At 40.0% G+C, this 26,202-nt stretch carries 24 protein-coding genes; 21 read left to right on the forward strand and 3 right to left on the reverse strand.

What is annotated here, in order from left to right:
• Positions 1 to 5: 5 nt before the first annotated feature.
• The 18 genes from FQT24_RS00845 to FQT24_RS00940 all read left to right on the forward strand — a co-directional run bounded on the left by FQT24_RS00845 (position 6) and on the right by FQT24_RS00940 (position 19,922).
• A complete protein-coding gene (locus tag FQT24_RS00845) occupies positions 6 to 875 on the forward strand; it encodes a branched-chain amino acid ABC transporter permease (RefSeq protein WP_000941427.1) in 870 nt (289 codons plus the stop codon).
• Positions 876 to 878: 3 nt separating this feature from the next.
• Positions 879 to 1,835 (forward strand): branched-chain amino acid ABC transporter permease, encoded by a 957-nt coding sequence (locus FQT24_RS00850; RefSeq protein ID WP_000662290.1) that lies wholly within the window; start codon positions 879 to 881, stop codon positions 1,833 to 1,835.
• A complete protein-coding gene (locus FQT24_RS00855) occupies positions 1,835 to 2,599 on the forward strand; it encodes an ABC transporter ATP-binding protein (protein WP_001185997.1) in 765 nt (254 codons plus the stop codon). Before FQT24_RS00850 ends, FQT24_RS00855 begins: the two co-directional genes overlap by 1 nt.
• Entirely contained in the window at positions 2,599 to 3,309 is a 711-nt protein-coding gene (locus tag FQT24_RS00860) for an ABC transporter ATP-binding protein (protein ID WP_000062200.1), read from the forward strand. Before FQT24_RS00855 ends, FQT24_RS00860 begins: the two co-directional genes overlap by 1 nt.
• 303 nt (positions 3,310 to 3,612) lie before the next feature.
• Positions 3,613 to 4,269 (forward strand): CBS domain-containing protein, encoded by a 657-nt coding sequence (locus FQT24_RS00865; RefSeq protein WP_140224010.1) that lies wholly within the window; start codon positions 3,613 to 3,615, stop codon positions 4,267 to 4,269.
• 108 nt (positions 4,270 to 4,377) lie between these two features.
• A protein-coding gene (prfB, locus tag FQT24_RS00875) for a peptide chain release factor 2 (RefSeq protein ID WP_140224011.1) occupies positions 4,378 to 5,473 on the forward strand; the annotation gives its coding sequence in 2 pieces (ribosomal slippage) (positions 4,378 to 4,449 and positions 4,451 to 5,473; 1,095 coding nt in all).
• Positions 5,474 to 5,490: 17 nt separating this feature from the next.
• Positions 5,491 to 6,183 carry a cell division ATP-binding protein FtsE gene (gene ftsE, locus FQT24_RS00880; RefSeq protein ID WP_000022269.1) on the forward strand — a complete coding sequence of 231 codons (693 nt, stop codon included), beginning with the start codon at positions 5,491 to 5,493 and terminating at the stop codon, positions 6,181 to 6,183.
• A complete protein-coding gene (gene ftsX, locus FQT24_RS00885; protein WP_000625545.1) occupies positions 6,176 to 7,102 on the forward strand; it encodes a permease-like cell division protein FtsX in 927 nt (308 codons plus the stop codon). Before ftsE ends, ftsX begins: the two co-directional genes overlap by 8 nt.
• Positions 7,103 to 7,281: 179 nt before the next feature.
• Positions 7,282 to 9,462, forward strand: coding sequence for a PTS transporter subunit IIBC (locus FQT24_RS00890; RefSeq protein ID WP_084819648.1), 2,181 nt, complete (start codon positions 7,282 to 7,284; stop codon positions 9,460 to 9,462).
• Positions 9,463 to 9,513: 51 nt separating this feature from the next.
• Positions 9,514 to 10,329 carry an endonuclease/exonuclease/phosphatase family protein gene (locus tag FQT24_RS00895; RefSeq protein WP_143951893.1) on the forward strand — a complete coding sequence of 272 codons (816 nt, stop codon included), beginning with the start codon at positions 9,514 to 9,516 and terminating at the stop codon, positions 10,327 to 10,329.
• A 140-nt stretch (positions 10,330 to 10,469) separates the two neighbouring features.
• A complete protein-coding gene (locus tag FQT24_RS00900) occupies positions 10,470 to 11,813 on the forward strand; it encodes a DEAD/DEAH box helicase (RefSeq protein WP_033689026.1) in 1,344 nt (447 codons plus the stop codon).
• A gap of 379 nt (positions 11,814 to 12,192) precedes the next feature.
• Positions 12,193 to 13,383 carry a methionine adenosyltransferase gene (metK, locus tag FQT24_RS00910; RefSeq protein ID WP_143951894.1) on the forward strand — a complete coding sequence of 397 codons (1,191 nt, stop codon included), beginning with the start codon at positions 12,193 to 12,195 and terminating at the stop codon, positions 13,381 to 13,383.
• 87 nt (positions 13,384 to 13,470) lie between these two features.
• Positions 13,471 to 14,862 carry a peptidoglycan-N-acetylglucosamine deacetylase PgdA gene (gene pgdA / locus FQT24_RS00915; RefSeq protein ID WP_143951895.1) on the forward strand — a complete coding sequence of 464 codons (1,392 nt, stop codon included), beginning with the start codon at positions 13,471 to 13,473 and terminating at the stop codon, positions 14,860 to 14,862.
• Positions 14,863 to 14,938: 76 nt separating this feature from the next.
• Positions 14,939 to 15,781: an aldo/keto reductase gene (locus tag FQT24_RS00920; RefSeq protein WP_143951896.1), complete on the forward strand. Its 843-nt coding sequence runs from the start codon at positions 14,939 to 14,941 to the stop codon at positions 15,779 to 15,781.
• A 268-nt stretch (positions 15,782 to 16,049) separates the two neighbouring features.
• Entirely contained in the window at positions 16,050 to 16,421 is a 372-nt protein-coding gene (locus tag FQT24_RS00925; protein WP_000912012.1) for a GFA family protein, read from the forward strand.
• 35 nt (positions 16,422 to 16,456) lie between these two features.
• The gene (glyQ, locus tag FQT24_RS00930; RefSeq protein WP_143951897.1) at positions 16,457 to 17,374 is read left to right on the forward strand and encodes a glycine--tRNA ligase subunit alpha; all 918 of its coding nucleotides are present in this window, start codon (positions 16,457 to 16,459) and stop codon (positions 17,372 to 17,374) included.
• A 211-nt stretch (positions 17,375 to 17,585) separates the two neighbouring features.
• On the forward strand, positions 17,586 to 19,622 hold the full coding sequence (gene glyS, locus FQT24_RS00935; RefSeq protein ID WP_143951898.1) for a glycine--tRNA ligase subunit beta: 2,037 nt from the start codon (positions 17,586 to 17,588) through the stop codon (positions 19,620 to 19,622).
• 42 nt (positions 19,623 to 19,664) lie between these two features.
• Entirely contained in the window at positions 19,665 to 19,922 is a 258-nt protein-coding gene (locus FQT24_RS00940) for a DUF896 family protein (RefSeq protein WP_023934295.1), read from the forward strand.
• A 113-nt stretch (positions 19,923 to 20,035) separates the two neighbouring features.
• On the opposite strand, the gene FQT24_RS00945 is transcribed toward FQT24_RS00940, so the two are convergent.
• The 3 genes from FQT24_RS00945 to FQT24_RS00955 are packed head-to-tail and all read right to left on the reverse strand — an operon-like array spanning position 20,036 to position 22,887.
• Positions 20,036 to 21,280: an NAD(P)H-dependent oxidoreductase gene (locus FQT24_RS00945; protein ID WP_115904764.1), complete on the reverse strand. Its 1,245-nt coding sequence runs from the start codon at positions 21,278 to 21,280 to the stop codon at positions 20,036 to 20,038.
• 18 nt (positions 21,281 to 21,298) lie between these two features.
• Positions 21,299 to 21,904: an NADPH-dependent FMN reductase gene (locus FQT24_RS00950; RefSeq protein ID WP_000915954.1), complete on the reverse strand. Its 606-nt coding sequence runs from the start codon at positions 21,902 to 21,904 to the stop codon at positions 21,299 to 21,301.
• Positions 21,905 to 21,963: 59 nt separating this feature from the next.
• On the reverse strand, positions 21,964 to 22,887 hold the full coding sequence (locus FQT24_RS00955) for an FAD:protein FMN transferase (RefSeq protein ID WP_143951899.1): 924 nt from the start codon (positions 22,885 to 22,887) through the stop codon (positions 21,964 to 21,966).
• Between the two features lie 308 nt (positions 22,888 to 23,195).
• Here FQT24_RS00955 and nox point away from each other — a divergent pair, with 308 nt between their 5' ends.
• The 3 genes from nox (at position 23,196) to pdxT (ending at position 26,184) form a co-directional block, all read left to right on the forward strand.
• Entirely contained in the window at positions 23,196 to 24,575 is a 1,380-nt protein-coding gene (gene nox / locus FQT24_RS00960; protein WP_143951900.1) for a H2O-forming NADH oxidase, read from the forward strand.
• Positions 24,576 to 24,726: 151 nt separating this feature from the next.
• Positions 24,727 to 25,602 (forward strand): pyridoxal 5'-phosphate synthase lyase subunit PdxS, encoded by an 876-nt coding sequence (gene pdxS / locus FQT24_RS00965; RefSeq protein ID WP_000138517.1) that lies wholly within the window; start codon positions 24,727 to 24,729, stop codon positions 25,600 to 25,602.
• Positions 25,603 to 26,184 carry a pyridoxal 5'-phosphate synthase glutaminase subunit PdxT gene (pdxT, locus tag FQT24_RS00970; protein ID WP_143951901.1) on the forward strand — a complete coding sequence of 194 codons (582 nt, stop codon included), beginning with the start codon at positions 25,603 to 25,605 and terminating at the stop codon, positions 26,182 to 26,184.
• Positions 26,185 to 26,202: the final 18 nt, after the last annotated feature.

The following is a 26,202-nucleotide window of genomic DNA, read 5'->3' on the forward strand; positions in this document are numbered from 1 at the left end:
ATCTTATGCTCCAACAACTAGTAAATGGTTTGATTCTAGGTAGTGTTTATGCGCTGTTAGCCCTAGGATATACCATGGTTTACGGAATTATCAAGCTCATCAACTTCGCCCACGGTGATATTTATATGATGGGAGCCTTTATCGGTTATTTCTTGATTAATTCTTTCCAAATGAATTTCTTTGTAGCGCTTATTGTAGCTATGTTAGCGACAGCCATTCTTGGTGTCGTGATTGAGTTCCTTGCTTACCGACCTTTGCGTCACTCTACTCGTATTGCTGTTTTGATTACAGCTATTGGGGTTTCTTTCCTATTGGAATATGGGATGGTCTATCTGGTTGGTGCTAATACCCGTGCCTTCCCTCAAGCGATTCAAACAGTTCGCTATGATTTGGGACCAGTTAGCCTAACAAACGTGCAGTTAATGATTTTGGCCATTTCCTTGATTTTGATGATTTTGTTACAAGTCATTGTCCAAAAGACTAAGATGGGGAAAGCCATGCGTGCAGTATCCGTAGATAGCGATGCAGCGCAATTGATGGGGATCAATGTAAACCGTACTATCAGCTTTACCTTCGCTTTGGGGTCAGCTCTTGCGGGTGCGGCTGGTGTTCTGATTGCCCTTTATTATAACTCTCTTGAGCCTTTGATGGGGGTTACTCCAGGTCTTAAGTCTTTCGTTGCCGCAGTACTTGGTGGTATCGGAATTATTCCTGGTGCGGCTCTTGGTGGCTTTGTGATTGGTCTATTGGAAACCTTTGCGACAGCCTTTGGAATGTCAGACTTCCGTGATGCCATTGTTTATGGAATCCTGTTGTTGATCTTGATTGTCCGCCCAGCAGGTATTCTTGGTAAAAATGTGAAAGAGAAGGTGTAAACGATGAAAGAAAATTTAAAAGTTAATATTCTATGGTTACTCCTTTTGTTAGCTGGCTATGGCTTGATTAGTGTATTGGTTTCAGTTGGAGTACTAAACCTATTCTATGTACAGATTTTACAACAAATTGGAATTAATATTATTCTGGCTGTTGGTCTCAACTTAATCGTTGGTTTTTCAGGACAATTTTCACTTGGGCATGCTGGTTTCATGGCGATTGGTGCCTATGCCGCTGCTATTATTGGTTCTAAATCACCAACCTACGGTGCCTTCTTTGGAGCCATGCTTGTAGGGGCTTTACTTTCAGGAGCAGTTGCCTTGCTTGTCGGAATTCCAACCTTACGCTTGAAGGGGGATTATCTTGCGGTAGCGACTCTTGGGGTTTCTGAAATTATCCGTATCTTTATCATCAATGGTGGAAGCCTTACAAACGGTGCGGCAGGTATCTTGGGAATTCCAAACTTTACAACTTGGCAAATGGTTTACTTCTTTGTCGTGATTACAACCATTGCAACCTTGAACTTCTTGCGTAGTCCAATTGGTCGTTCAACCCTATCCGTTCGTGAGGATGAAATCGCTGCTGAGTCAGTTGGGGTTAATACGACTAAAATTAAAATCATCGCCTTTGTCTTTGGTGCTATTACTGCAAGTATTGCAGGGTCACTTCAGGCAGGATTTATCGGGTCTGTTGTACCGAAAGATTACACATTCATTAACTCAATCAACGTATTGATTATTGTTGTATTTGGTGGACTTGGTTCCATTACAGGTGCCATCGTTTCAGCTATTGTTCTTGGAATTTTGAATATGCTTCTCCAAGATGTTGCCAGCGTGCGTATGATTATTTACGCTTTGGCCTTGGTATTGGTAATGATTTTCAGACCAGGTGGACTCCTTGGAACATGGGAATTGAGCCTATCACGTTTCTTTAAAAAATCTAAGAAGGAGGAACAAAACTAATGGCATTACTTGAAGTAAAACAGTTAACCAAACATTTTGGCGGTCTAACAGCTGTTGGAGATGTGACTCTTGAATTGAACGAAGGGGAACTGGTTGGACTAATCGGTCCAAATGGAGCTGGGAAAACAACCCTTTTCAACCTCTTGACGGGTGTTTATGAACCAAGCGAGGGAACAGTAACACTAGATGGTCATCTTTTGAATGGAAAGTCACCATATAAGATTGCTTCTTTGGGACTTGGACGTACATTCCAAAATATCCGTCTCTTTAAAGATTTAACAGTTTTGGACAATGTTTTGATTGCTTTTGGCAATCATCACAAACAACATGTTTTTGCTAGTTTTTTGCGCTTACCAGCTTTTTACAAGAGTGAAAAAGAATTAAAAGCTAAAGCTTTGGAATTGCTTAAAATCTTTGATTTAGATGGTGATGCAGAAACTCTTGCTAAAAATCTTGCCTACGGACAACAACGTCGTTTGGAAATTGTTCGTGCCCTTGCTACGGAACCTAAAATTCTCTTTTTAGATGAACCAGCAGCAGGTATGAATCCACAGGAAACAGCAGAATTGACTGAGTTAATTCGTCGTATCAAAGATGAATTTAAGATTACGATCATGCTGATTGAACACGATATGAATCTGGTCATGGAAGTAACAGAACGTATCTACGTACTTGAATATGGTCGTTTGATTGCTCAGGGAACTCCAGACGAAATTAAGACCAATAAACGCGTTATCGAAGCTTATCTAGGAGGTGAAGCCTAATGTCTATGTTAAAAGTTGATAATCTTTCTGTGCATTACGGTATGATCCAAGCAGTCCGTGATGTAAGCTTTGAAGTGAATGAAGGAGAAGTCGTTTCCCTTATCGGTGCCAATGGTGCAGGTAAGACAACCATTCTCCGTACCTTGTCTGGTTTGGTTAGACCGAGTTCAGGAAAGATTGAATTTTTAGGTCAAGAAATCCAAAAAATGCCAGCTCAAAAAATCGTGGCAGGTGGTCTTTCACAAGTTCCAGAAGGACGCCACGTCTTCCCTGGCTTGACTGTTATGGAAAATCTAGAAATGGGAGCTTTCTTAAAGAAAAATCGTGAAGAAAATCAAGCTAACTTGAAGAAAGTTTTCTCACGCTTCCCACGTCTTGAAGAACGCAAGAACCAAGATGCAGCTACTCTTTCAGGGGGGGAACAACAAATGCTTGCCATGGGACGCGCTCTTATGTCAACACCAAAACTTCTTCTTTTAGATGAACCATCAATGGGACTTGCCCCAATCTTTATCCAAGAAATTTTTGATATCATTCAAGACATCCAGAAACAAGGAACAACCGTCCTCTTGATTGAACAAAATGCCAATAAAGCACTTGCAATCTCTGACCGAGGATACGTACTGGAAACAGGAAAAATCGTTCTATCAGGAACAGGAAAAGAACTCGCCTCATCAGAAGAAGTCAGAAAAGCATATCTAGGTGGCTAAAACAATCCAGTGGATTGTTTTAGTCGGCAGATGAAAATTACGAAGTAATCATCATTTCCAGTAGATTATTTTAGTTGACATATTTAGATTGCAAACAAATCTACATCTACACTGAAAGATGAATTTCTAATAATTGAAAAAATCGAATGAAACGTTTCCTATCTTCATTCACAGAGCTCGATTTCAGAGCTCTTTTTGCTAGCTTATTCATACTTTTCTGAATTTTGAAAAAGAAATGTAAGCGTTTGATTGATTTACAAAAAGATTGTATAATAGGGATGAGAATAGAAAAGGAGAAGTCTCATGGCAGTTAAAGATTTTATGACCCGCAAGGTAGTATATATTAGTCCAGATACAACAGTATCTCATGCAGCAGATTTGATGAGAGAGCAAGGGTTGCACCGCTTGCCTGTTATCGAAAATGATCAATTAGTTGGTTTGGTAACTGAAGGAACCATTGCCCAAGCTAGTCCATCAAAAGCAACCAGTCTTTCTATCTATGAGATGAATTATCTTCTAAATAAGACAAAAGTAAAAGATGTGATGATTCGCGATGTTGTCACTGTTTCAGGCTATGCGAGTCTAGAGGATGCAACTTATTTGATGTTGAAAAACAAGATTGGTATTCTTCCTGTCGTAGATAATCATCAAGTCTATGGGGTTATTACGGACCGTGACGTTTTCCAAGCCTTTCTTGAAATTGCTGGTTATGGCGAAGAAGGGATTCGTGTACGCTTTGTTACAGAAAACGAAGTTGGCGTTCTTGGAAAGATTGTTTCTTTGATTGTAGAAGAAAATTTGAATATCTCGCATACAGTCAATATTCCGCGTAAAGATGGTAAGGTGATTATCGAAGTTCAAATCGATGGATCAATTGATTTACCAGCTTTGAAAGAAAAATTTGAATCAGAGAATATTCAAGTAGAAGAGATTACTCGTACTTCAGCAAAAATTTTGTAAGAAGGGAAGCCGAAAGGCTTCTTTTTACGTGTAATAAGGGAGTAGAGCAAAAGATGGAAAGAAATGATAGATTATGGTATAATAAAACGATATAAAAAAGGAGTATTTATGGACATTTCAGAAATTCGTCAGAAAATTGACGCAAATCGTGAAAAATTAGCTTCTTTCAGGGGGTCTCTTTGACCTCGAGGGTCTAGAGGAAGAGATTGCCATCTTGGAAAACAAGATGACAGAACCTGATTTTTGGAACGATAATATCGCGGCCCAAAAAACGTCGCAAGAATTAAATGAATTAAAAAACACCTATAACACCTTCCACAAAATGGAAGAGTTGCAGGATGAAGTCGAAATTTTATTAGACTTTTTAGCTGAAGATGAGTCGGTTCATGAAGAATTGGTAACGCAGTTATCCGAACTTGATAAGATGATGACCAGTTACGAGATGACCTTGCTCTTGTCAGAACCTTATGACCATAATAATGCCATCTTGGAAATCCATCCAGGATCCGGTGGTACTGAGGCTCAGGACTGGGGTGATATGTTGCTTCGTATGTACACTCGCTATGGAAATGCTAAAGGCTTTAAAGTGGAAGTATTGGATTACCAAGCAGGAGATGAAGCTGGTATCAAGTCAGTAACCCTATCATTTGAAGGGCCCAATGCCTATGGTCTTCTCAAGTCAGAAATGGGTGTACACCGTTTGGTGCGAATCTCGCCATTTGACTCTGCCAAACGTCGCCATACCTCTTTCACATCGGTGGAAGTAATGCCAGAATTGGATGATACCATTGAAGTGGAAATCCGTGAAGATGATATCAAGATGGATACCTTCCGTTCAGGTGGTGCTGGTGGACAAAACGTCAATAAGGTTTCAACTGGAGTACGTTTGACACACATTCCTACGGGAACTGTTGTTCAGTCAACGGTAGATCGTACCCAGTATGGAAATAGAGATCGTGCCATGAAGATGTTGCAGGCTAAGCTCTATCAAATGGAGCAGGAGAAGAAAGCTGCGGAAGTCGATTCCCTCAAGGGTGAGAAAAAGGAAATCACATGGGGAAGTCAAATTCGTTCTTATGTTTTCACGCCATATACTATGGTAAAAGACCATCGAACTAACTTTGAAGTTGCACAAGTAGATAAGGTTATGGATGGAGACCTAGATGGTTTTATTGATGCCTATCTCAAGTGGAGAATCAGCTAAGATAGAAAGGAACTCACATGTCAATTATTGAAATGAGAGATGTCGTCAAAAAATACGACAACGGAACGACTGCCCTACGTGGTGTTTCGGTAAGCGTTCAACCAGGGGAATTTGTTTACATCGTAGGACCTTCAGGAGCTGGGAAATCAACCTTTATTCGTTCTTTGTATCGCGAAGTAAAAATCGAAAAAGGAAGCTTATCTGTTGCTGGTTTTAATCTGGTTAAAATTAAAAAGAAAGATGTTCCTCTCCTACGTCGTAGTGTTGGGGTTGTCTTCCAAGATTATAAACTGTTACCAAAGAAAACCGTTTATGAAAATATTGCTTATGCAATGGAGGTAATTGGAGAAAGTCGCCGTAATATCAAAAAACGTGTTATGGAAGTCTTAGACTTGGTTGGATTGAAGCATAAGGTTCGTTCTTTCCCAAATGAACTTTCAGGGGGAGAACAGCAACGGATTGCAATTGCACGTGCCATTGTAAACAATCCAAAAGTATTGATTGCGGACGAACCAACAGGAAACTTGGACCCAGATAATTCATGGGAAATTATGAACTTGCTGGAACGCATCAATCTCCAAGGTACAACTGTCTTGATGGCTACCCACAACAGTCAGATTGTAAATACCTTGCGCCACCGTGTCATTGCCATTGAAAATGGCCGTGTCGTTCGTGACGAAGCTAAAGGAGAATATGGATACGATGATTAGTAGATTTTTTCGTCATTTATTTGAATCGTTAAAAAGTTTGAAACGAAATGGCTGGATGACAGTAGCTGCTGTTAGTTCAGTTATGATTACTTTGACCTTGGTTGCAATATTTGCATCTGTTATCTTTAATACGGCTAAACTAGCTACAGATATCGAAAATAATGTCCGAGTAATGGTATACATTCGTAAGGACGTAGCTGATAATAGTGAGACGATTGAAAAAGAAGGTCAAACTGTTACAAATAACGACTACCATAAGGTATATGATGCTTTGAAAGGTATGTCAACCGTTAAAAGTGTTACGTTTTCAAGTAAAGAAGAACAATATGAAAAGTTGACAGAAACAATGGGGGACAACTGGAAAATCTTTGAAGGCGATGCCAATCCTCTTTATGATGCATATATCGTTGATACAAATACACCCAGTGATGTAAAGACAGTAGCAGAAGAAGCTAAAAAAATCGAAGGTGTATCAGAAGTTCAAGATGGTGGTGCTAATACAGAACGCTTGTTTAAGTTAGCCTCATTTATTCGTGTCTGGGGACTAGTTATCGCTGGATTATTGATTTTCATTGCGGTGTTCTTGATTTCTAATACTATACGTATCACCATCATTTCACGAAGCCGTGAAATTCAAATCATGCGTTTAGTAGGTGCTAAGAATGGCTATATCCGCGGACCTTTCTTGCTTGAAGGTGCCTTCATTGGTTTGCTTGGAGCAACACTTCCATCAGTTCTGGTATTTATTGTCTATAAAATGGTTTACCAATCGGTTAATAAGTCATTGGTTGGTCAGAACCTTTCAATGATATCACCAGAAGTATTCAGTCCACTGATGATTGCCTTATTATTTGTGATTGGAATTTTTATCGGTTCAATCGGATCAGGAATTTCAATGCGCCGATTCCTGAAAATCTAAAATAGAAGTATATTTGAGGAGATTTTAATATCTCCTTTTTTACTACAAAAATTTTAGAAAAAAGTCTACTTTTTTTTATAAAAGCCTTTACAAAAAAAATTAAAGTGGTATAATTGAATTATAGAAAGTGCAAACGTTTTCGTAAAACGTTTGCCTAAATAAAAATAAAGGAGATTTGAATGATGAAAGATACATTCAAAAATGTCTTGTCTTTCGAGTTTTGGCAAAAATTCGGTAAGGCTTTGATGGTGGTTATCGCGGTTATGCCGGCTGCTGGTTTGATGATTTCAATCGGTAAGTCACTTGTGATGATCAACCCTAACTTTGCCCCACTCGTTACTACTGGTGGTGTACTAGAGCAAATCGGTTGGGGAGTCATCGTTAACCTTCATATCTTGTTTGCCCTCGCTATTGGAGGAAGCTGGGCTAAGGAACGCGCTGGTGGTGCGTTTGCGGCAGGTCTTGCCTTTGTCCTAATCAATCGTATCACTGGTACAATCTTTGGCGTATCAGGAGATATGTTGAAAAATCCAGAAGCTATGGTAACAACTCTCTTTGGTGGATCAATCAAAGTTGCTGATTACTTCATTAGTGTTATGGAAGCTCCAGCACTTAACATGGGTGTCTTCGTAGGGATTATTTCTGGTTTTATTGGAGCAACTGCTTACAACAAATACTACAACTTCCGTAAGCTTCCTGATGCACTTTCATTCTTTAACGGAAAACGTTTTGTACCGTTTGTAGTTATTCTTCGTTCAGTAATTGCTGCAATCGTACTTTCAGCTTTCTGGCCACTTGTGCAAACTGGTATCAATAGCTTTGGTATCTGGATTGCTAACTCACAAGAAACTGCTCCAATCCTTGCACCATTCTTGTATGGTACATTGGAACGCTTGCTCTTGCCATTTGGTCTTCACCACATGTTGACTATCCCAATGAACTACACAGCTCTTGGTGGTACTTATGAAGTCTTAACTGGTGCAGCAAAAGGTAGCCAAGTATTTGGTCAAGATCCACTTTGGCTTGCATGGGTAACAGACCTTGTTAACCTTAAAGGTACAGATGCAAGTCACTACCAACAATTGTTAGATACTGTTCACCCAGCTCGTTTCAAAGTTGGACAAATGATCGGTTCGTTCGGTATCTTGATGGGTGTGATTGTGGCTATCTACCGTAATGTCGATGCTGATAAGAAACATCAATATAAAGGTATGATGATTGCGACAGCTCTTGCAACATTCTTGACAGGGGTTACTGAACCAATCGAATACATGTTCATGTTTGTAGCAACACCTATGTACCTTGTTTACTCACTTGTTCAAGGTGCGGCCTTCGCTATGTCTGATGTAGTAAACCTACGTATGCACTCATTCGGTTCAATCGAGTTCTTGACTCGTACACCTATTGCGATTAGCGCTGGTATTGGTATGGATATTGTTAACTTTATCTGGGTAACTGTTCTCTTTGCCGTAATCATGTACTTTATCGCAAACTTCATGATTCAAAAATTCAACTACGCAACTCCAGGACGTAACGGAAACTACGAAACTGCTGAAGGTTCAGAAGAAGCTAGCAGTGAAGTGAAAGTTGCAGCAGGTTCTCAAGCTGTAAACATTATCAACCTTCTTGGTGGACGTGCAAACATCGTTGATGTTGATGCATGTATGACTCGTCTTCGTGTAACTGTAAAAGATGCTGACAAAGTCGGTGATGCAGAACAATGGAAAGCAGAAGGAGCTATGGGTCTTGTCATGAAAGGACAAGGAGTTCAAGCTATCTACGGTCCAAAAGCAGACGTATTGAAATCTGATATCCAAGATATCCTTGATTCAGGTGAAATCATTCCTGAAACTCTTCCAAGTCAAATGACAGAAGCACAACAAAACACTGTACACTACAAAGGTGTAACAGAGGAAGTTTACTCAGTAGCTGACGGTCAAGTTGTTGCTTTGGAACAAGTAAAAGATCCAGTATTTGCTCAAAAAATGATGGGTGACGGATTTGCTGTAGAACCTGCAAATGGAAACATTGTATCTCCAGTTTCAGGTACTGTATCAAGCATCTTCCCTACAAAACATGCTCTTGGTCTTGTGACTGAAGCAGGTCTTGAAGTACTTGTTCACATTGGTTTGGACACAGTAAGTCTTGAAGGAAAACCATTTACTGTTCATGTAGCTGAAGGACAAAAAGTTGCAGCAGGTGATCTTCTTGTCACAGCTGACTTGGATGCTATCCGTGCAGCAGGTCGTGAAACTTCTACAGTAGTTGTCTTCACAAATGCTGAAGCTATTAAATCAGTTAAATTAGAACAAACAGGTTCTCTTGCAGCTAAAACAGCAGTTGCTAAAGTAGAATTGTAATACACTTGAGGTTGGAAGCTGTTTTCCAACCTCTTGTTTTGGGAGAAAAGCATGAAATTTTTAACACTCAATACTCATAGCTGGATGGAAAAAGAAGCCGAGGAAAAATTCCAGCTCTTGCTTGAAGATATTCTTGATAAAGACTATGATTTGATATGTTTCCAAGAAATCAATCAGGAGATTACTTCGCCAGAGGTGGAGGTTAATGACCTTTATCAAGCTTTGCCAGCTGCTGAGCCTATTCATCATGATCACTATGTTAGACTCTTGGTTGAAAAGTTGTCAGAGCAAGGGAAAGATTACTACTGGACTTGGGCCTATAACCATATTGGTTATGACCGCTACCATGAAGGTGTGGCTATCTTGTCTAAAACACCTATTGAAGCAAGAGAAATTTTGGTTTCAGATGTGGATGATCCAACAGACTATCATACTCGCCGTGTCGCCCTGGCTGAAACTGTAGTCGATGGTAATGAACTTGCAGTTGCCAGTGTCCATCTTTCTTGGTGGGATAAAGGTTTCCAAGAAGAATGGGCACGATTTGAGGCTGTCTTGAAAGAATTGAACAAGCCACTTTTGCTGGCTGGAGATTTCAATAACCCAGCTGGTCAGGAAGGTTACAAAGCTATTTTAGCTAGCCCATTAGGTTTACAAGACGCATTTGAAGTTGCTCAAGATAAAAGTGGTAGCTATACTGTTCCACCAGAAATTGATGGCTGGAAGGGGAACACAGAACCCCTTCGAATCGACTATGTTTTTATTACCAAAGAGTTAGCGGTGGAAAATTTACATGTCGTATTTGATGGCAACAAGAGTCCACAAGTTAGTGATCACTATGGCTTGAATGCTATTTTAAACTGGAAATAATGACTGAAAAGAGGTTGGAATTATAACATTCCAGCCTTTTTCTGACTAGAAAAGCTACTGAAAGTAAGCTCTATAAGTGAGACTACTGAAATGGAATAAAATATGGTATAATTGATAGGATAGATAGAATCGAGGATATTATGTCATTTACGAAATTTCAATTTAAAAAATATATTAGTGAAGCCTTGGAGGAGTTGAAATTTACAACTCCAACAGAGGTGCAAGACAAGTTGATTCCTATTGTTTTGGCAGGTCGTGACCTAGTCGGTGAATCAAAAACAGGTTCGGGTAAGACTCATACTTTCCTATTGCCGATTTTCCAGCAATTAGATGAAGCCAGCGATAGTGTTCAAGCAGTCATTACTGCACCGAGCCGTGAATTAGCTACTCAAATTTACCAAGCAGCCCGTCAGATTGCAGCCCACTCAGAGGTAGAAATTCGTGTGGTTAATTATGTGGGTGGTACAGATAAGGCTCGCCAGATTGACAAATTGGCAAGTAACCAGCCTCATATTGTTATCGGAACGCCTGGCCGTATTTATGACTTAGTTAAGTCTGGTGACCTAGCTATTCACAAGGCTAAGACCTTTGTGGTCGATGAGGCAGATATGACCTTGGATATGGGATTCTTGGAAACTGTTGATAAGATTGCTGGAAGCCTTCCAAAAGACTTGCAATTCATGGTCTTCTCAGCGACTATTCCACAAAAACTGCAACCATTCTTGAAAAAATACTTATCAAATCCTGTTATGGAGAAAATCAAGACCAAAACGGTCATTTCTGATACCATTGATAATTGGTTGATTTCGACCAAGGGCCGAGATAAGAATGCTCAAATTTACCAGTTGACTCAGTTGATGCAACCGTATTTGGCAATGATTTTTGTTAACACTAAAACGCGTGCTGATGAATTGCATTCATATCTGACTGCTCAAGGCTTGAAGGTTGCAAAAATCCATGGGGATATTGCCCCTCGTGAGCGCAAACGTATCATGAACCAGGTGAAAAATCTGGATTTTGAGTATATTGTCGCAACAGATTTGGCGGCGCGTGGAATTGATATTGAAGGTGTCAGCCATGTCATCAATGATGCTATTCCGCAAGATTTGTCTTTCTTTGTGCACCGTGTTGGTCGAACTGGGCGTAATGGCCTACCAGGTACAGCTATTACCCTTTATCAGCCAAGTGATGACTCGGATATCCGTGAGTTGGAGAAATTGGGAATCAAGTTTACTCCTAAGATGGTCAAAGACGGGGAATTTCAAGATACTTATGACCGTGATCGTCGTGCCAACCGTGAGAAAAAACAAGATAAACTTGATATCGAAATGATTGGTTTGGTTAAAAAGAAAAAGAAAAAAGTCAAACCAGGTTATAAGAAAAAAATTAAATGGGCGGTTGATGAAAAACGTCGCAAGACCAAGCGTGCTGAAAATCGTGCTCGCGGTCGTGCAGAGCGTAAAGCAAAACGCCAAACATTTTAATAGAAAAAGTTGGAGTACTGAGCTCCAATTTTTTTATTTATGAGAACGAACTATCTAAATAGAAACACTACATTAAAGACTGCAAATTGCGCTAAAAAATGGTATAATGATAAAGTTATATAGTCCCGATAAGATGGTAGGTATTTATCACTAAGAGTTTTCCCATCAGTACTTTGTAATTCGCAAAGAATGACGGCTCTAAAGTAGTCGCTCGTCATTTTACGGTTGTCGCTATAGGGCGGTCACCCTATGCGCCTTACTAGCTTCAGAAATAAAAAAGTATCGTTTTTATTTCTTACGCGTTGTAACTCTTAGAAAATGAAAATACCTATCAGTACTTTGTAACTCTATAACACTATTTTTAAGGGGGGACATTTTTATGTCAGAACGTAAATTATTCACGTCTGAATCTGTATCTGAGGGGCATCCAGATAAGATTGCAGACCAAATCTCAGATGCGATTTTGGATGCTATTTTAGCCAAGGATCCAGAGGCGCACGTTGCTGCGGAGACAGCTGTATATACTGGTTCCGTCCACGTTTTTGGTGAAATTTCTACAAATGCCTATGTGGATATTAACCGTGTGGTTCGTGATACCATTGCAGAGATTGGGTATACTAATACTGAGTATGGATTTTCTGCTGAGACGGTGGGAGTCCATCCGTCACTTGTTGAGCAGTCACCAGATATCGCCCAAGGTGTTAACGAAGCCTTGGAGGTTCGTGGGAATGTAGACCAAGATCCACTTGATTTGATTGGTGCTGGAGACCAAGGTCTCATGTTTGGCTTTGCAGTGGATGAAACAGAAGAGCTCATGCCATTGCCGATTTCACTCAGTCATAAGTTGGTTCGTCGTTTGGCAGAACTTCGCAAGTCTGGTGAAATCAGCTATCTTCGTCCTGATGCTAAATCACAAGTTACAGTTGAGTATGATGAAAATGACCGTCCAGTACGTGTGGACACAGTCGTGATTTCAACTCAGCACGATCCAGAAGTCAGCAACGAACAAATTCACAATGATGTCATTAACAAGGTTATCAAAGAGGTTATTCCAGCCTCTTACTTGGATGAGCAAACAAAATTCTTCATCAATCCTACTGGTCGTTTTGTAATCGGTGGACCTCAAGGGGACTCAGGTTTGACTGGTCGTAAGATTATCGTAGATACTTATGGTGGCTACTCTCGTCACGGTGGTGGTGCTTTCTCTGGTAAAGATGCGACTAAGGTAGACCGTTCTGCGTCATATGCGGCTCGCTATATTGCCAAGAATATCGTTGCAGCAGGTCTTGCTAAGAAAGCAGAAGTGCAATTGGCCTATGCTATCGGTGTTGCTCAACCCGTCTCTGTTCGTATCGATACCTTTGGTACAGGAATAGTAGCTGAAAGCAAGCTTGAAAAAGCAGCCCGTCGAATCTTTGACCTTCGCCCTGCAGGAATTATCCAAATGCTGGACCTCAAGCGTCCAATTTACCGTCAAACAGCGGCTTATGGACACATGGGACGTACAGATATTGACCTTCCATGGGAACGTTTGGACAAGGTAGATGCTTTGAAAGAAGCAGTAAAATAAGATTTTAAGAGGGAGTTCCCCTCTTTTTAATATACTATTTCCTCTAAAATAATTGAAATTATAGCCTGAATTTGATATGATATCTCTATGGATAAAAGTAGAGCAAAACGTGTTGAGCACGATAAAAAGAGAATCGGTTTAATAGCCCTGGTAGCTATCTTTTCGGTAAGTATTTGCGTCCTTGGTTCAATGATTGGATACAAAGTATATACAAAGCAAAGTTTTGAACAAAGAATTGAATCTCTCAAAAAAGAGAAAGATGATCAATTAAGTGAGGGAAATCAGAAAGATCATTTTCGTAAGGGACAAGCAGAAGTAATTGCCTATTATCCTCTCCAAGGGGAGCAAGTGATTTCATCTGTAAAAGAAATCATGACACAGGATATTAAGGAAAATCTGGAAGACAAGGAAAATCTGGTTTTTTATTATACGGAGAAACAGGATTCGACTTTAAAAGGGATTGTCAACCGAAGTGTGATGAAACAAGTCTATGATTTAACTTCGTCAAAAGTTGAAGAGACTGAAAAAACTAGTCTGGCAAAAGTACATTTGACAGAAGATGGTAAACCTTTTACACTTAATCAATTATTTTCAGATGCTAGTAAAGCCAAAGAGCAGTTGTTAAAAGAAATCACCTCTTTCTTACAGGATAAGAAATTGGAGCAAGAAAAGATTGATCAAGTTGTTAAAGGCTTCTCTGACCAAGACTTGTCTGCATGGAACTTTGATTATAAGGATAGCCAAATGATTTTTTATCCGAGTCAGGCAGTGGAAAATTTAGATGAGATTGCCTTGCCAGTATCTAGTTTCTTTGAAGTTATTCAGTCCTCTTATTTATTAGATAAGGATGCAGAGCTATATAAGGCTTATTATGAAAAGAAAAATCGTAAAGTAGTGGCCTTGACTTTTGATGATGGACCAAATCCTACGACGACAAATCAAGCATTAGATACTCTTTCCAAGTATGGTATCAAGGCAACTTTCTTTGTTTTAGGTAAGAATGTTTCTGGTAATGAAGAGATTTTGAAACGCATGAAATCGGATGGACATATCATTGGAAACCATAGTTGGAGTCATCCAGTGCTTTCAAAACTTTCCCTTGATGAAGCTAAAAAACAAATTACTGATACTGAGGATGCGCTAACTAAAGTGTTGGGTTCTAGTTCCAAACTCATGCGTCCGCCTTATGGAGCCATTACAGACGACATTCGCAATAGCTTAGATTTGAGCTTTATTATGTGGGATGTAGATAGTCTGGACTGGAAGAGTAAAAATGAAGCATCTATTTTGACAGAAATTCAGCGTGAAGTCAAGAATGGTTCTATTATTCTCATGCATGATATCCATGCTGAAACAGTGAATGCTTTACCAAAGGTCATTGACTATTTGAAAGGTCAGGGTTATGACTTTGTGACAATTCCAGATTTGTTAGACTCTCGTCTTAAAGCTCATCAGCTCTATTACGACCGCAATCAATAATACACAAAATCTAAAGAGAAAAGTTTTCCTTGAAAATTTGGCTCTTTGGATTTTCTTCTCATAGAAAGGAAAAATAATGAAATCTTATACTTTAAACAATGGTGTTACAATTCCAGTACTGGGATTTGGAACCTGGAAAGCTGAAAATGGAGAGATTGCCTATCAAGCTGTACTAGAGGCTTTAAAGGCAGGCTATCGCCATATCGATACGGCAGCTATTTATAAAAATGAAGAAAGCGTTGGTCGTGCCATTCAAGATAGTGGCGTTCCGCGTGAGGAAATTTTTGTAACCAGTAAATTGTGGAATACAAATCATAGCTATGAGCAATCTCGTCAGGCTTTTGAAGAGTCTTTAGAGAAGCTGGGCTTGGAATATTTGGATTTGTATTTGATTCATTGGCCAAATCCAAAACCGCTCAGAGAAAATGACCAATGGAAAATCCGAAATGCAGAAGTTTGGAGAGCGATGGAAGACCTCTATCAAGAAGGCAAAATCCGTGCTATTGGAGTTAGTAATTTCCTTCCCCATCATTTGGATGCCTTGCTTGAAACAGCAAAAATTCTTCCAGCGGTCAATCAAATCCGCTTGGCGCCAGGTGTGTATCAAGAGGAAGTCGTAGATTACTGTCGAGAAAAAGGAATTTTATTGGAAGCTTGGGGACCTTTTGGTCAGGGAGAACTGTTTGATAGCAAGCAAGTGCAAGAAATAGCGCTAAATCACGGAAAATCGGTTGCTCAAATAGCCTTGGCCTGGAGCTTGGCAGAAGGATTTTTACCGCTTCCGAAATCTGTCACAGCATCTCGTATTCAGGCTAATCTTGATTGCTTTGGAATTGAATTGAGTCATGAGGAACGTGAAACCTTAAAAACAATTGCTGTTCAGTCTGGTGCTCCACGAGTTGATGATATGGATTTCTAGAAAATCATAAAAAGAATTGTACATTGTTCCAATTTTTGATATAATAGTCAGCAGGAAAGAAAGTCTTATGGCGTTCTTCAAGCGAGCTTGGGATAGTGGGAGCCAAGTAGGGCAAAATAAAGAACTGGCGCTTTCTGTAGTATTTTCAAAAACAATGAAGTAATAAATTAGGGTGGAACCGCGTTTCTGACGCCCCTAGTCGCAAGGCTTGGGTGTTGAAATTCGGTTCTTTTTGAATTCGTCTAATGCCTAAGTAGAAAGGAGCATAATGCTTAAAGGATCTTGTTTATGTAAAGCAGTGACCTACACTCTAGATGAGGAATTATCGGAATTAGTTTTTTGTCATTGCTCATTTTGTCGGAAAGCAACTGCGTCTGCCTATACAGTTAATGCTAAAGTTAGCAGTGAAAAGCTAGTATTGCATGGAAAAGAAAAGCTTGTTTCCTATAGTTCTTCTCCAGGAAAACAGCGTTATTACTGCCAGAACTGTCATAGTCAAATTTTCACTGTTCAAGAAAATATACCAGAAGTCTGTGCTTTGAAATTAGGTACAATAGATGAATGCGATCAGAATTTACAAACTGTTCCTAAACGTCATATTTTTCAGGACCCAGCCTTTTCTTGGTTGCTTGATAAATAAACCTAAGAAGATAATATAATTTAAAGGAGTAAACAATGTCTAAAAAATTAACATTTCAAGAAATTATTTTGACTTTGCAACAATTTTGGAATGACCAAGGTTGTATGCTTATGCAGGCTTATGATAATGAAAAAGGTGCGGGGACAATGAGTCCTTACACTTTCCTTCGTGCTATCGGACCTGAGCCATGGAATGCAGCGTATGCAGAGCCATCACGTCGTCCTGCTGACGGTCGTTACGGAGAAAATCCTAACCGTCTTTACCAACACCACCAATTCCAAGTGGTTATGAAGCCTTCTCCATCAAACATCCAAGAACTTTACCTTGAGTCTTTGGAAAAATTGGGAATCAATCCTTTGGAACACGATATTCGTTTTGTTGAGGATAACTGGGAAAACCCATCAACTGGTTCAGCTGGTCTTGGTTGGGAAGTTTGGCTTGATGGAATGGAAATCACTCAATTTACTTATTTCCAACAAGTTGGTGGATTGGCAACTGGCCCTGTGACTGCGGAAGTGACCTATGGTTTGGAACGCTTAGCTTCTTACATTCAAGAAGTAGATTCTGTCTATGATATTGAGTGGGCTGATGGTGTAAAATACGGAGAAATCTTTATCCAGCCTGAGTACGAGCATTCAAAATATTCATTTGAAATTTCGGACCAAGAAATGTTGCTTGAAAACTTTGATAAGTTTGAAAAAGAAGCTGGTCGCGCTTTGGAAGAAGGCTTGGTTCACCCCGCCTATGACTATGTTCTCAAATGTTCACACACCTTTAACCTGCTTGACGCGCGTGGTGCCGTATCTGTAACAGAGCGCGCAGGCTATATCGCTCGTATCCGTAACTTGGCCCGTGTCGTAGCTAAAACCTTTGTCGCAGAACGCAAACGCCTAGGCTACCCGCTTTTGGATGAAGCAACACGAGCTAAACTCCTAGCAGAAGACGCAGAATAAAGAAAGTGACAAATTACGAAAATGGGCGAACAGTGTGAGCCCTGAACCAGTTGCCGCAGTGATGAAGGTATCCTTAGTGAAGCTAAGGATACTAGGCAAAATTGGAGACTTTTGGCTCCAATTTTAGCAATGAAACAATGAAGTTGGTTGCTTGCGTGCCAATCACATAAGGCAAACTGGAAAATAAAAAGATATTTTTCGGAGAAAAAACATGACAAAAAACTTATTAGTAGAACTCGGTCTTGAAGAATTACCAGCCTATGTTGTCACACCAAGTGAAAAACAACTAGGCGAAAAAATGGCAGCCTTCCTCAAGGAAAACCGCCTGTCTTTTGAAGCTGTTCAAACCTTCTCAACACCACGTCGTTTAGCTGTTCGTGTAACTGGTCTTGCAGACAAACAGTCTGATTTGACAGAAGATTTTAAGGGGCCAGCAAAGAAAATTGCCTTGGATAGTGATGGAAATTTCACCAAAGCAGCTCAAGGATTTGTCCGAGGAAAAGGCTTGACTGTTGAAGATATCGAATTTCGTGAAATTAAGGGTGAAGAATATGTCTATGTTACCAAGGAAGAAATTGGTCAAGCAGTTGAAGCCATTGTTCCTGGTGTTGTAGATGTCTTGAAGTCCTTGACTTTCCCTGTCAGCATGCACTGGGCTAACAACACCTTTGAATATATCCGCCCTGTTCACACTTTAACTGTTCTTTTAGATGAAGAAGAGTTTGATTTGGATTTCCTTGATATCAAGGGAGATCGTGTCAGCCGTGGTCATCGTTTCTTGGGACAAGAAACTAAGATTCAGTCAGCATTGAGCTACGAAGAAGACCTTCGTAAGCAGTTTGTAATCGCGGATCCTCGTGAACGTGAGCAAATGATTGTTGACCAAATCAAAGCAATCGAAACTGAGCATGGTGTACGTATCGAAATTGATGCTGATTTGCTTAATGAAGTCTTGAACTTGGTTGAATACCCAACTGCCTTTATGGGAAGTTTTGATGCCAAATACCTTGAAGTTCCAGAAGAAGTTTTGGTGACTTCAATGAAAGAACACCAACGTTACTTTGTTGTTCGTGATCAAGACGGTAAACTATTGCCAAACTTCATTTCTGTTCGTAACGGAAACGCAGAGTATTTGGAAAATGTCATTAAAGGAAATGAAAAAGTCTTAGTAGCTCGCTTAGAAGACGGTGAATTCTTCTGGCGTGAAGACCAAAAATTGGTGATTTCAGATCTTGTTGAAAAATTAAACAATGTCACCTTCCATGAGAAGATTGGTTCCCTTCGTGAACACATGATTCGTACGGGGCAGATTGCTATTCTCTTGGCAGAAAAAGCTGGTTTGTCAGCGGATGAAACGATTGACTTAGCTCGTGCAGCAGCCATTTACAAGTTTGACTTGTTGACAGGTATGGTTGGCGAATTTGACGAGCTCCAAGGAATTATGGGTGAGAAATATGCCCTTCTTGCTGGTGAAACTCCAGCGGTGGCAGCTGCTATTCGTGAACACTACATGCCTACTTCAGCTGAAGGAGAACTTCCAGAGAGCAAGGTTGGAGCCATTCTAGCCATTGCAGACAAATTGGATACGATTTTGAGTTTCTTCTCAGTAGGCTTGATTCCATCAGGTTCTAATGACCCTTATGCCCTTCGTCGTGCGACCCAAGGTGTTGTTCGTATCTTGGATGCCTTTGGTTGGCACATTGCTATGGACGAGCTGATAGATAGCCTTTATGCATTGAAATTTGATAGCTTGACTTATGAAAATAAGGCAGAGGTTATGGATTTTATCAAGGCTCGTGTTGATAAGATGATGGGTTCTACTCCAAAAGATATCAAGGAAGCCGTTCTTGCAGGATCAAACTTTGTTGTGGCGGATATGTTGGAAGCAGCAAGTGCTCTCGTAGAAGCAAGCAAGGAAGAAGACTTCAAACCATCTGTTGAATCACTTTCTCGTGCCTTTAACTTGGCTGAAAAGGTAGAAGGAGTTGCAACAGTTGATTCAGCACTTTTTGAAAATGACCAAGAAAAAGCTTTGGCGGAAGCAGTAGAAACACTCGTTTTATCAGGTTCTGCAAGTCAGCAATTGAAACAACTCTTTGCGCTTAGCCCAGTCATTGATGCATTCTTTGAGAATACCATGGTTATGGCTGAAAATGAAGCAGTCCGTCAAAATCGTTTGGCAATCTTGTCTCATTTAACTCAAAAAGCAGCTAAACTTGCACGTTTTAACCAAATCAATACCAAATAAAATCTGTTAAACGGATTAAATCTTATCATAAAGGAGAGAAACATGGATCCTAAAAAAATTGATCGTATCAACGAGCTTGCTAAAAAGAAAAAAGCAGAAGGCTTGACACCAGAAGAAAAAGTGGAACAAGCTAAACTACGTGAGGAGTACATCGAAGGTTATCGTCGCTCTGTTCGTCACCACATTGAGGGAATCAAAATTGTGGACGAAGAAGGAAACGATGTTACACCAGAAAAACTACGCCAAGTTCAACGTGAAAAAGGATTACATGGTCGTAGTCTCGATGATCCAAACTCATAATAAGCATTCTCTCTTTTAACAAAGATAGATGAAATAATAAGTAAAAGACTAGCAGACAAAAACTGCTAGTCTTTTTTTTGATAAAAAAGGAACCAAGATGGTTCCTAAAATGATTAGTTACTTGCTCCAGATGTAGCGTCAGCGCCACCACCGTGACCACCGGCATCACCTGAATCAGAAGCTCCAGATGTAGCATCTGCATCGCCGTGACCATGTCCGCCAGCAGGAGCTGCAGCATTTCCACCGACTAAACGTTGACCAGTTGTATTGAGGTACCAATCAAGCCATGGTTGGAAATTAAAGATAATCTCATTAATTCCAGCATATGAACCATCTGGGTAGTACATTGCTTGGTAATTATGGGTATTAATAACACCTTCAGGTGTTCCTGGCACAATTGTACGGACATATTCTTGATCCCCGTTACGCAATACGCCGACAACCCATTCAACGTTTTTCATTCTAGAATCTGGCAATGTACCGTGTACTGTTCCTAATCTATTTCCTGATTGAGCACGTACACGTTTACCAAACATTGTATCTGGGTCTTGGTGTGCGTTATTAAAGTACAAAAATTGATTGTTATCATCTGCAAATGTCAATTCAAATGGCATTGCTTTCAAGAACATGTCAATTTGGTTAACTGTCAAGATACCGTGGTCTAATTTAACGTAAGTATCTCCAGAAACAGCTCCAACAAGTTCAGCAGCTTTTTCTACCCATTCAGGATCATCTGGATCAACACCTTGGATGGTAGTTGCAATTGAATTTGTACAATATAAATCTTCTGGCTCAATTGGTTTTGGTTTTTTCAATTTTGAAACGACTCCCACGTATTTTACAAAGTTGTCTAAACATGTTTCAAGGAAATTAACAGTTCCTTCATTTGTGATATTTCCATTAACATCAAAAGCTTCTTTAGCTTTACCAAGAAGGAATTCATTTCCTGGAAGTGTGTAGGCATTGACACCTGGAGCGTCAAGAATCTTACGAAGGTGAACTTGGGCACGTGAAGTACCTTGGTCATAGTAAGAAGCACCCACAATCATGACTGGTTTGTTTTCAAATGGATGAACTTCATATGAAAGCCATTCAAGAACAGATTTTAGGGAAGCTGAGATTGTGTGGTTGTGCTCAGGCGTAGCAATGATAACACCATCAGCACGAGTAATTCTGTTATACAAAAGACGTAATTGGAAACTTTCATCCCATTTTTCGTCCTGGTTAAACATTGGAACTTCGTCAATTTCAAGGACTTCTAATTCAAATTTGAGTTTGAAGTGACGACGGATGAATTCCAAGAGTTTACGGTTATATGATTGATCGTAGTTTGATCCTACAAGTCCAACAAATTTCATTCTTTTTGGTCTCCTATCTTACAAATTTTCCCAGTCAAAGTCTTCTGCATCTTTGCGAAGTAATTCTTGTGCATTGCGCAATTTTTCTGTGATTTTTACAAAGATACGGTAGTCGTCAAAAGTAGCATCCAGTTTTTTGATCACATCAAGATCTACTAGGTCTCCACTTGGGTTGAAAGCTTGAAGAGAATGTGAAAGCAAGAATTCATCTGGAAGGACACTTGCTTTAATTTCTGGGGCATTCAAGATTTGGCGAAGTTGTAATTGGGCACGTGATGAACCAAGCGTACCGTAAGAAGCACCTGTAATCATGATTGGTTTGTTCAAAAGTGGGTAAATACCGTATGACAACCAAGCTAGAGCGCTCATCAAAACTGCAGGAATAGAGTGGTCATACTCAGGAGTGCCGATAATAACGCCATCTGCCTCTTCAATTTTAGCAGCAATTTCTAAAATTTCAACAGGTACTTGCTTGTCAGCTGGTTTGTTGAAGACAGGGATATCCTTGATTTCAACAAGTTCAATTTCAGCTTTTTCAGCAAAGTGTTTTTGCATGTATTGAAGCAATTGACGGTTTGTAGAACGTTTTGAATTTGTTCCAACAATAGCAATAAGTTTTAACATGAGATTTCCTTTCTCTTTTTACATAATACGATTTTAAAACTCCATTGAAACATCTATTTCTATAGAGTAGGAATTCCTGAAGAACAGCTTAGGTGACCTTCCTTATCGATGAGGATAGCTTCGATGCCCTCCAAACTTTCGACTTGCCAGAGGATAGAAGCAGGTCTTTCTCCAAATAAACGAGTTGTCCATATTTCACCATCAACTGATTTATCAGAGATGATTGTGAGACTTGCTAGTTTCGTTTCAACAGGATATCCTGTTTGACTGTCAAAAATATGATGGTAATCTTTTCCATCGACTGTCAGGTGACGTTCATAAATGCCTGAAGTCACGACAGATTTATTGACAACAGGGATGGTCATTAAGTGATTTCCCCTCGGATTGGCTGGGTCTTTAATCCCGATTTGCCAAGGCTGATTTCCTCTTGCCTGATTTTTTCCAATAGTCAGGATATTCCCTCCCAGATTGATCAAGGCAGATGTCACTCCCTCTTCTCTCAGAAATTGGGCAACCTTATCCGCACTATAACCCTTGGCTAAACAACCAAGATCGATTTTCATTCCTTTTTGTTTTAAAAACACAGTGGAAGTGGAAGAATCTAACTCGATAGAATGAGGATTGATTAAAGGAAGTACTGATTCAATTTCTTGAGGCTGGGCAACTTTGGCATCTGAAAAACCGATACGCCAGGTTTGAATCAAGGGACCAATGCTGATGTTGAGATGACTAGAGGGCGCTAGGCTATGCTCTAATCCAAGTGAAATCAATTCAAACAAATCAGGATGAACTTTGACTGGAGCTATTCCAGCTTGATAATTGATTTCCATCAACTCCGATTCTTGACTATTGGCATTGAAGCGGTATTCAAGCTCTTTGAGCAAATCAAAGGATTTTTGGAGCAAGCTATCGGCTCGCTCATCTACTAATGAAATAGTGATAGTAGTCCCCATTAGCCGTTCGGAATGTGAACTAAGAGGCAAGCTACCAACTCCTTTCTCTTATGAAAAGAAGGTTGAAACATTGTAAATTTATATTAAATTTAACCCCTTACATTTTCTTTCCATGATACTAGCATACCATAAAGTCAGCGTTTTCACAAATAAAATTTGTAAACTTGTCAAGAAATATGCTCAGAAAATAAAGAGTAATTGTAAGAAAGGCTGATAAAATACAGATTATTTACATTTTTTTACAAAAAAATCGGGAAAATTAGCTAAACTCTTGTAAACGCTAACAGTAAATGTTATACTAGAAAGGTAAATTTAAAATTGAAGGTAGGAATTTTTCTATGAGTAAAATCGTTGTAGTTGGTGCTAACCACGCTGGTACAGCATGTATTAATACTATGTTGGATAATTTTGGAAATGAGAACGAAATTGTTGTATTCGACCAAAACTCTAACATCTCTTTCCTAGGATGTGGAATGGCCCTTTGGATCGGTGAACAAATTGACGGTGCTGAAGGCTTGTTCTATTCTGATAAAGAAAAATTGGAAGCTAAAGGTGCTAAGGTATACATGAATTCACCAGTTCTTTCAATCGACTATGATAACAAAGTAGTTACAGCAGAAGTTGAAGGGAAAGAGCACAAAGAATCATACGATAAATTGATTTTCGCTACAGGTTCTACACCAATCTTGCCACCAATCGAAGGTGTTGAAATTGTTAAAGGAAACCGTGAATTTAAAGCAACTCTTGAAAATGTACAATTCGTTAAATTGTACCAAAATGCTGAAGAAGTGATTCATAAATTGGCTGACAAGAGCCAACACCTTGACCGTATCGCCGTTGTTGGTGGTGGATACATCGGTGTTGAACTTGCTGAAGCTTTTGAGCGTCTTGGAAAAGAAGTTGTCCTTGTTGACATCGTAGATACTGTCTTGAACGGATACTACGACAAAGACTTCACTCAAATGATGGCGAAGAACTTGGAAGACCACAACATCCGCTTGGCGCTTGGTCAAACTGTTAAAGCAATTGAGGGTGACGGTAAAGTTGAACGCTTGATTACTGATAAAGAAACTTTCGATGTGGATATGGTTATCCTTGCAGTTGGTTTCCGTCCAAACACAGCCCTTGCTGATGGAAAAATTGAACTCTTCCGTAACGGTGCCTTCCTTGTAGACAAGAAACAAGAAACATCTATCCCAGGCGTTTACGCAGTAGGTGACTGTGCGACTGTTTATGACAACGCTCGTAAAGACACTAGCTACATCGCTCTTGCTTCAAATGCTGTTCGTACTGGTATCGTTGGTGCATACAACGCTTGTGGACATGAATTGGAAGGAATTGGTGTTCAAGGTTCAAATGGTATCTCAATCTACGGTCTTCACATGGTTTCAACTGGTTTGACTCTTGAAAAAGCTAAAGCTGCTGGTTACAACGCAACTGAAACAGGCTTTAACGATCTTCAAAAACCAGAATTTATGAAGCATGACAACCATGAAGTTGCCATCAAGATTGTCTTTGACAAAGATAGCCGTGAAATTCTTGGTGCACAAATGGTTTCACACGATTCTGCAATCAGCATGGGAATCCACATGTTCTCACTTGCTATCCAAGAGCATGTAACAATTGATAAATTGGCATTGACAGACCTATTCTTCTTGCCACACTTTAACAAACCATATAACTACATCACAATGGCTGCACTTACAGCTGAAAAATAAAATTTGATGAACTATCTGTCCTTAAGTTAAGGTCAGATAGTTTTTTAATCAATGTGTACCCATACAATTACATTATTTTTATCTTGTGATTCCTTCTAATCTAACTTAAAATGAAATGGTAGCTACCAATACAAATGATGAGGATAAAGAAATGACTGAAAATCGTTATGAACTAAATAAAAACTTGGCGCAGATGCTCAAGGGTGGGGTTATCATGGACGTTCAGAACCCTGAACAAGCCCGTATTGCAGAGGCTGCTGGTGCGGCAGCTGTGATGGCCTTGGAACGAATTCCGGCTGATATCCGTGCGGCTGGTGGGGTTTCCCGTATGAGTGATCCAAAGATGATTAAGGAAATCCAAGAAGCGGTTAGCATTCCAGTAATGGCCAAGGTCAGAATCGGGCACTTTGTTGAAGCTCAGATTTTAGAGGCTATTGAAATTGACTATATCGATGAGAGTGAAGTTTTATCTCCAGCTGACGACCGTTTCCATGTGGATAAGAAAGAATTCCAAGTTCCTTTTGTCTGTGGAGCTAAGGATTTGGGCGAAGCCTTGCGTCGTATCGCTGAAGGTGCTTCTATGATTCGTACCAAAGGAGAACCGGGTACGGGGGATATCGTCCAAGCTGTTCGTCATATGCGTATGATGAATCAGGAAATTCGCCGCATTCAAAACCTACGTGAGGACGAACTTTATGTTGCTGCTAAGGACTTACAAGTCCCTGTAGAATTGGTTCAATACGTCCATGAGCATGGAAAATTGCCAGTTGTAAACTTTGCTGCTGGAGGTGTTGCAACACCAGCAGATGCCGCGCTGATGATGCAATTAGGGGCAGAAGGTGTATTTGTCGGTTCAGGTATTTTCAAGTCAGGAGATCCTGTTAAACGAGCGAGTGCCATTGTCAAAGCGGTAACCAATTTCCGAAATCCTCAGATCCTAGCTCAAATCTCTGAAGATCTAGGAGAAGCCATGGTGGGTATTAATGAAAATGAAATCCAAATTCTCATGGCTGAGCGAGGGAAATAGATGAAAATTGGAATATTGGCCTTGCAAGGTGCCTTTGCAGAACATGCAAAAGTGCTAGATCAATTAGGTGTCGAGAGTGTTGAAATCAGAAATCTAGATGATTTTCAGAAACATCAGAGTGATTTGTCGGGATTGATATTACCTGGTGGAGAATCTACAACCATGGGCAAGCTCTTACGTGAGCAGGACATGCTGATTCCCATTCGAGAAGCCATTCTATCTGGCTTACCAGTGTTTGGGACCTGTGCAGGTTTAATTTTGCTGGCTAAGGAAATTACTTCTCAGGAAGAGAGTCATCTAGGAACTATGGATATGGTAGTCGAGCGCAATGCCTATGGGCGCCAACTAGGAAGTTTCTATACGGAAGCAGAATGTAAGGGAGTTGGCAAGATTCCGATGACCTTTATTCGCGGGCCGATTATCAGTAGTGTTGGAGAAGATGTAGAAATTCTAGCAACAGTTGACAATCAAATCGTTGCAGCCCAAGAAAAAAATATGTTGGTAACTTCTTTTCATCCAGAGTTGACGGATGATGTGCGCTTGCATCAGTATTTTATCAATATGTGCAAACAAAAAAGTTGAGACTGAATTTCTCAACTT

This window comes from Streptococcus mitis (assembly GCF_901542415.1).
Classification (GTDB): Bacteria; Bacillota; Bacilli; order Lactobacillales; family Streptococcaceae; genus Streptococcus; species Streptococcus mitis_BL.

Excerpts from the sequence above, each read along its gene's own strand:
- FQT24_RS00845 (WP_000941427.1), top strand. The coding sequence starts at position 6 with ATGCTCCAACAACTAGTAAATGGTTTGATTCTAGGTAGTGTTTATGCG.
- FQT24_RS00850 (WP_000662290.1), top strand. The coding sequence starts at position 879 with ATGAAAGAAAATTTAAAAGTTAATATTCTATGGTTACTCCTTTTGTTA.
- FQT24_RS00855 (WP_001185997.1), top strand. The coding sequence starts at position 1,835 with ATGGCATTACTTGAAGTAAAACAGTTAACCAAACATTTTGGCGGTCTA.
- FQT24_RS00860 (WP_000062200.1), top strand. The coding sequence starts at position 2,599 with ATGTCTATGTTAAAAGTTGATAATCTTTCTGTGCATTACGGTATGATC.
- FQT24_RS00865 (WP_140224010.1), top strand. The coding sequence starts at position 3,613 with ATGGCAGTTAAAGATTTTATGACCCGCAAGGTAGTATATATTAGTCCA.
- ftsE (WP_000022269.1), top strand. The coding sequence starts at position 5,491 with ATGTCAATTATTGAAATGAGAGATGTCGTCAAAAAATACGACAACGGA.
- ftsX (WP_000625545.1), top strand. The coding sequence starts at position 6,176 with ATGATTAGTAGATTTTTTCGTCATTTATTTGAATCGTTAAAAAGTTTG.
- FQT24_RS00890 (WP_084819648.1), top strand. The coding sequence starts at position 7,282 with ATGATGAAAGATACATTCAAAAATGTCTTGTCTTTCGAGTTTTGGCAA.
- FQT24_RS00895 (WP_143951893.1), top strand. The coding sequence starts at position 9,514 with ATGAAATTTTTAACACTCAATACTCATAGCTGGATGGAAAAAGAAGCC.
- FQT24_RS00900 (WP_033689026.1), top strand. The coding sequence starts at position 10,470 with ATGTCATTTACGAAATTTCAATTTAAAAAATATATTAGTGAAGCCTTG.
- metK (WP_143951894.1), top strand. The coding sequence starts at position 12,193 with ATGTCAGAACGTAAATTATTCACGTCTGAATCTGTATCTGAGGGGCAT.
- pgdA (WP_143951895.1), top strand. The coding sequence starts at position 13,471 with ATGGATAAAAGTAGAGCAAAACGTGTTGAGCACGATAAAAAGAGAATC.
- FQT24_RS00920 (WP_143951896.1), top strand. The coding sequence starts at position 14,939 with ATGAAATCTTATACTTTAAACAATGGTGTTACAATTCCAGTACTGGGA.
- FQT24_RS00925 (WP_000912012.1), top strand. The coding sequence starts at position 16,050 with ATGCTTAAAGGATCTTGTTTATGTAAAGCAGTGACCTACACTCTAGAT.
- glyQ (WP_143951897.1), top strand. The coding sequence starts at position 16,457 with ATGTCTAAAAAATTAACATTTCAAGAAATTATTTTGACTTTGCAACAA.
- glyS (WP_143951898.1), top strand. The coding sequence starts at position 17,586 with ATGACAAAAAACTTATTAGTAGAACTCGGTCTTGAAGAATTACCAGCC.
- FQT24_RS00940 (WP_023934295.1), top strand. The coding sequence starts at position 19,665 with ATGGATCCTAAAAAAATTGATCGTATCAACGAGCTTGCTAAAAAGAAA.
- FQT24_RS00945 (WP_115904764.1), bottom strand. The coding sequence starts at position 21,280 with ATGAAATTTGTTGGACTTGTAGGATCAAACTACGATCAATCATATAAC.
- FQT24_RS00950 (WP_000915954.1), bottom strand. The coding sequence starts at position 21,904 with ATGTTAAAACTTATTGCTATTGTTGGAACAAATTCAAAACGTTCTACA.
- nox (WP_143951900.1), top strand. The coding sequence starts at position 23,196 with ATGAGTAAAATCGTTGTAGTTGGTGCTAACCACGCTGGTACAGCATGT.
- pdxS (WP_000138517.1), top strand. The coding sequence starts at position 24,727 with ATGACTGAAAATCGTTATGAACTAAATAAAAACTTGGCGCAGATGCTC.
- pdxT (WP_143951901.1), top strand. The coding sequence starts at position 25,603 with ATGAAAATTGGAATATTGGCCTTGCAAGGTGCCTTTGCAGAACATGCA.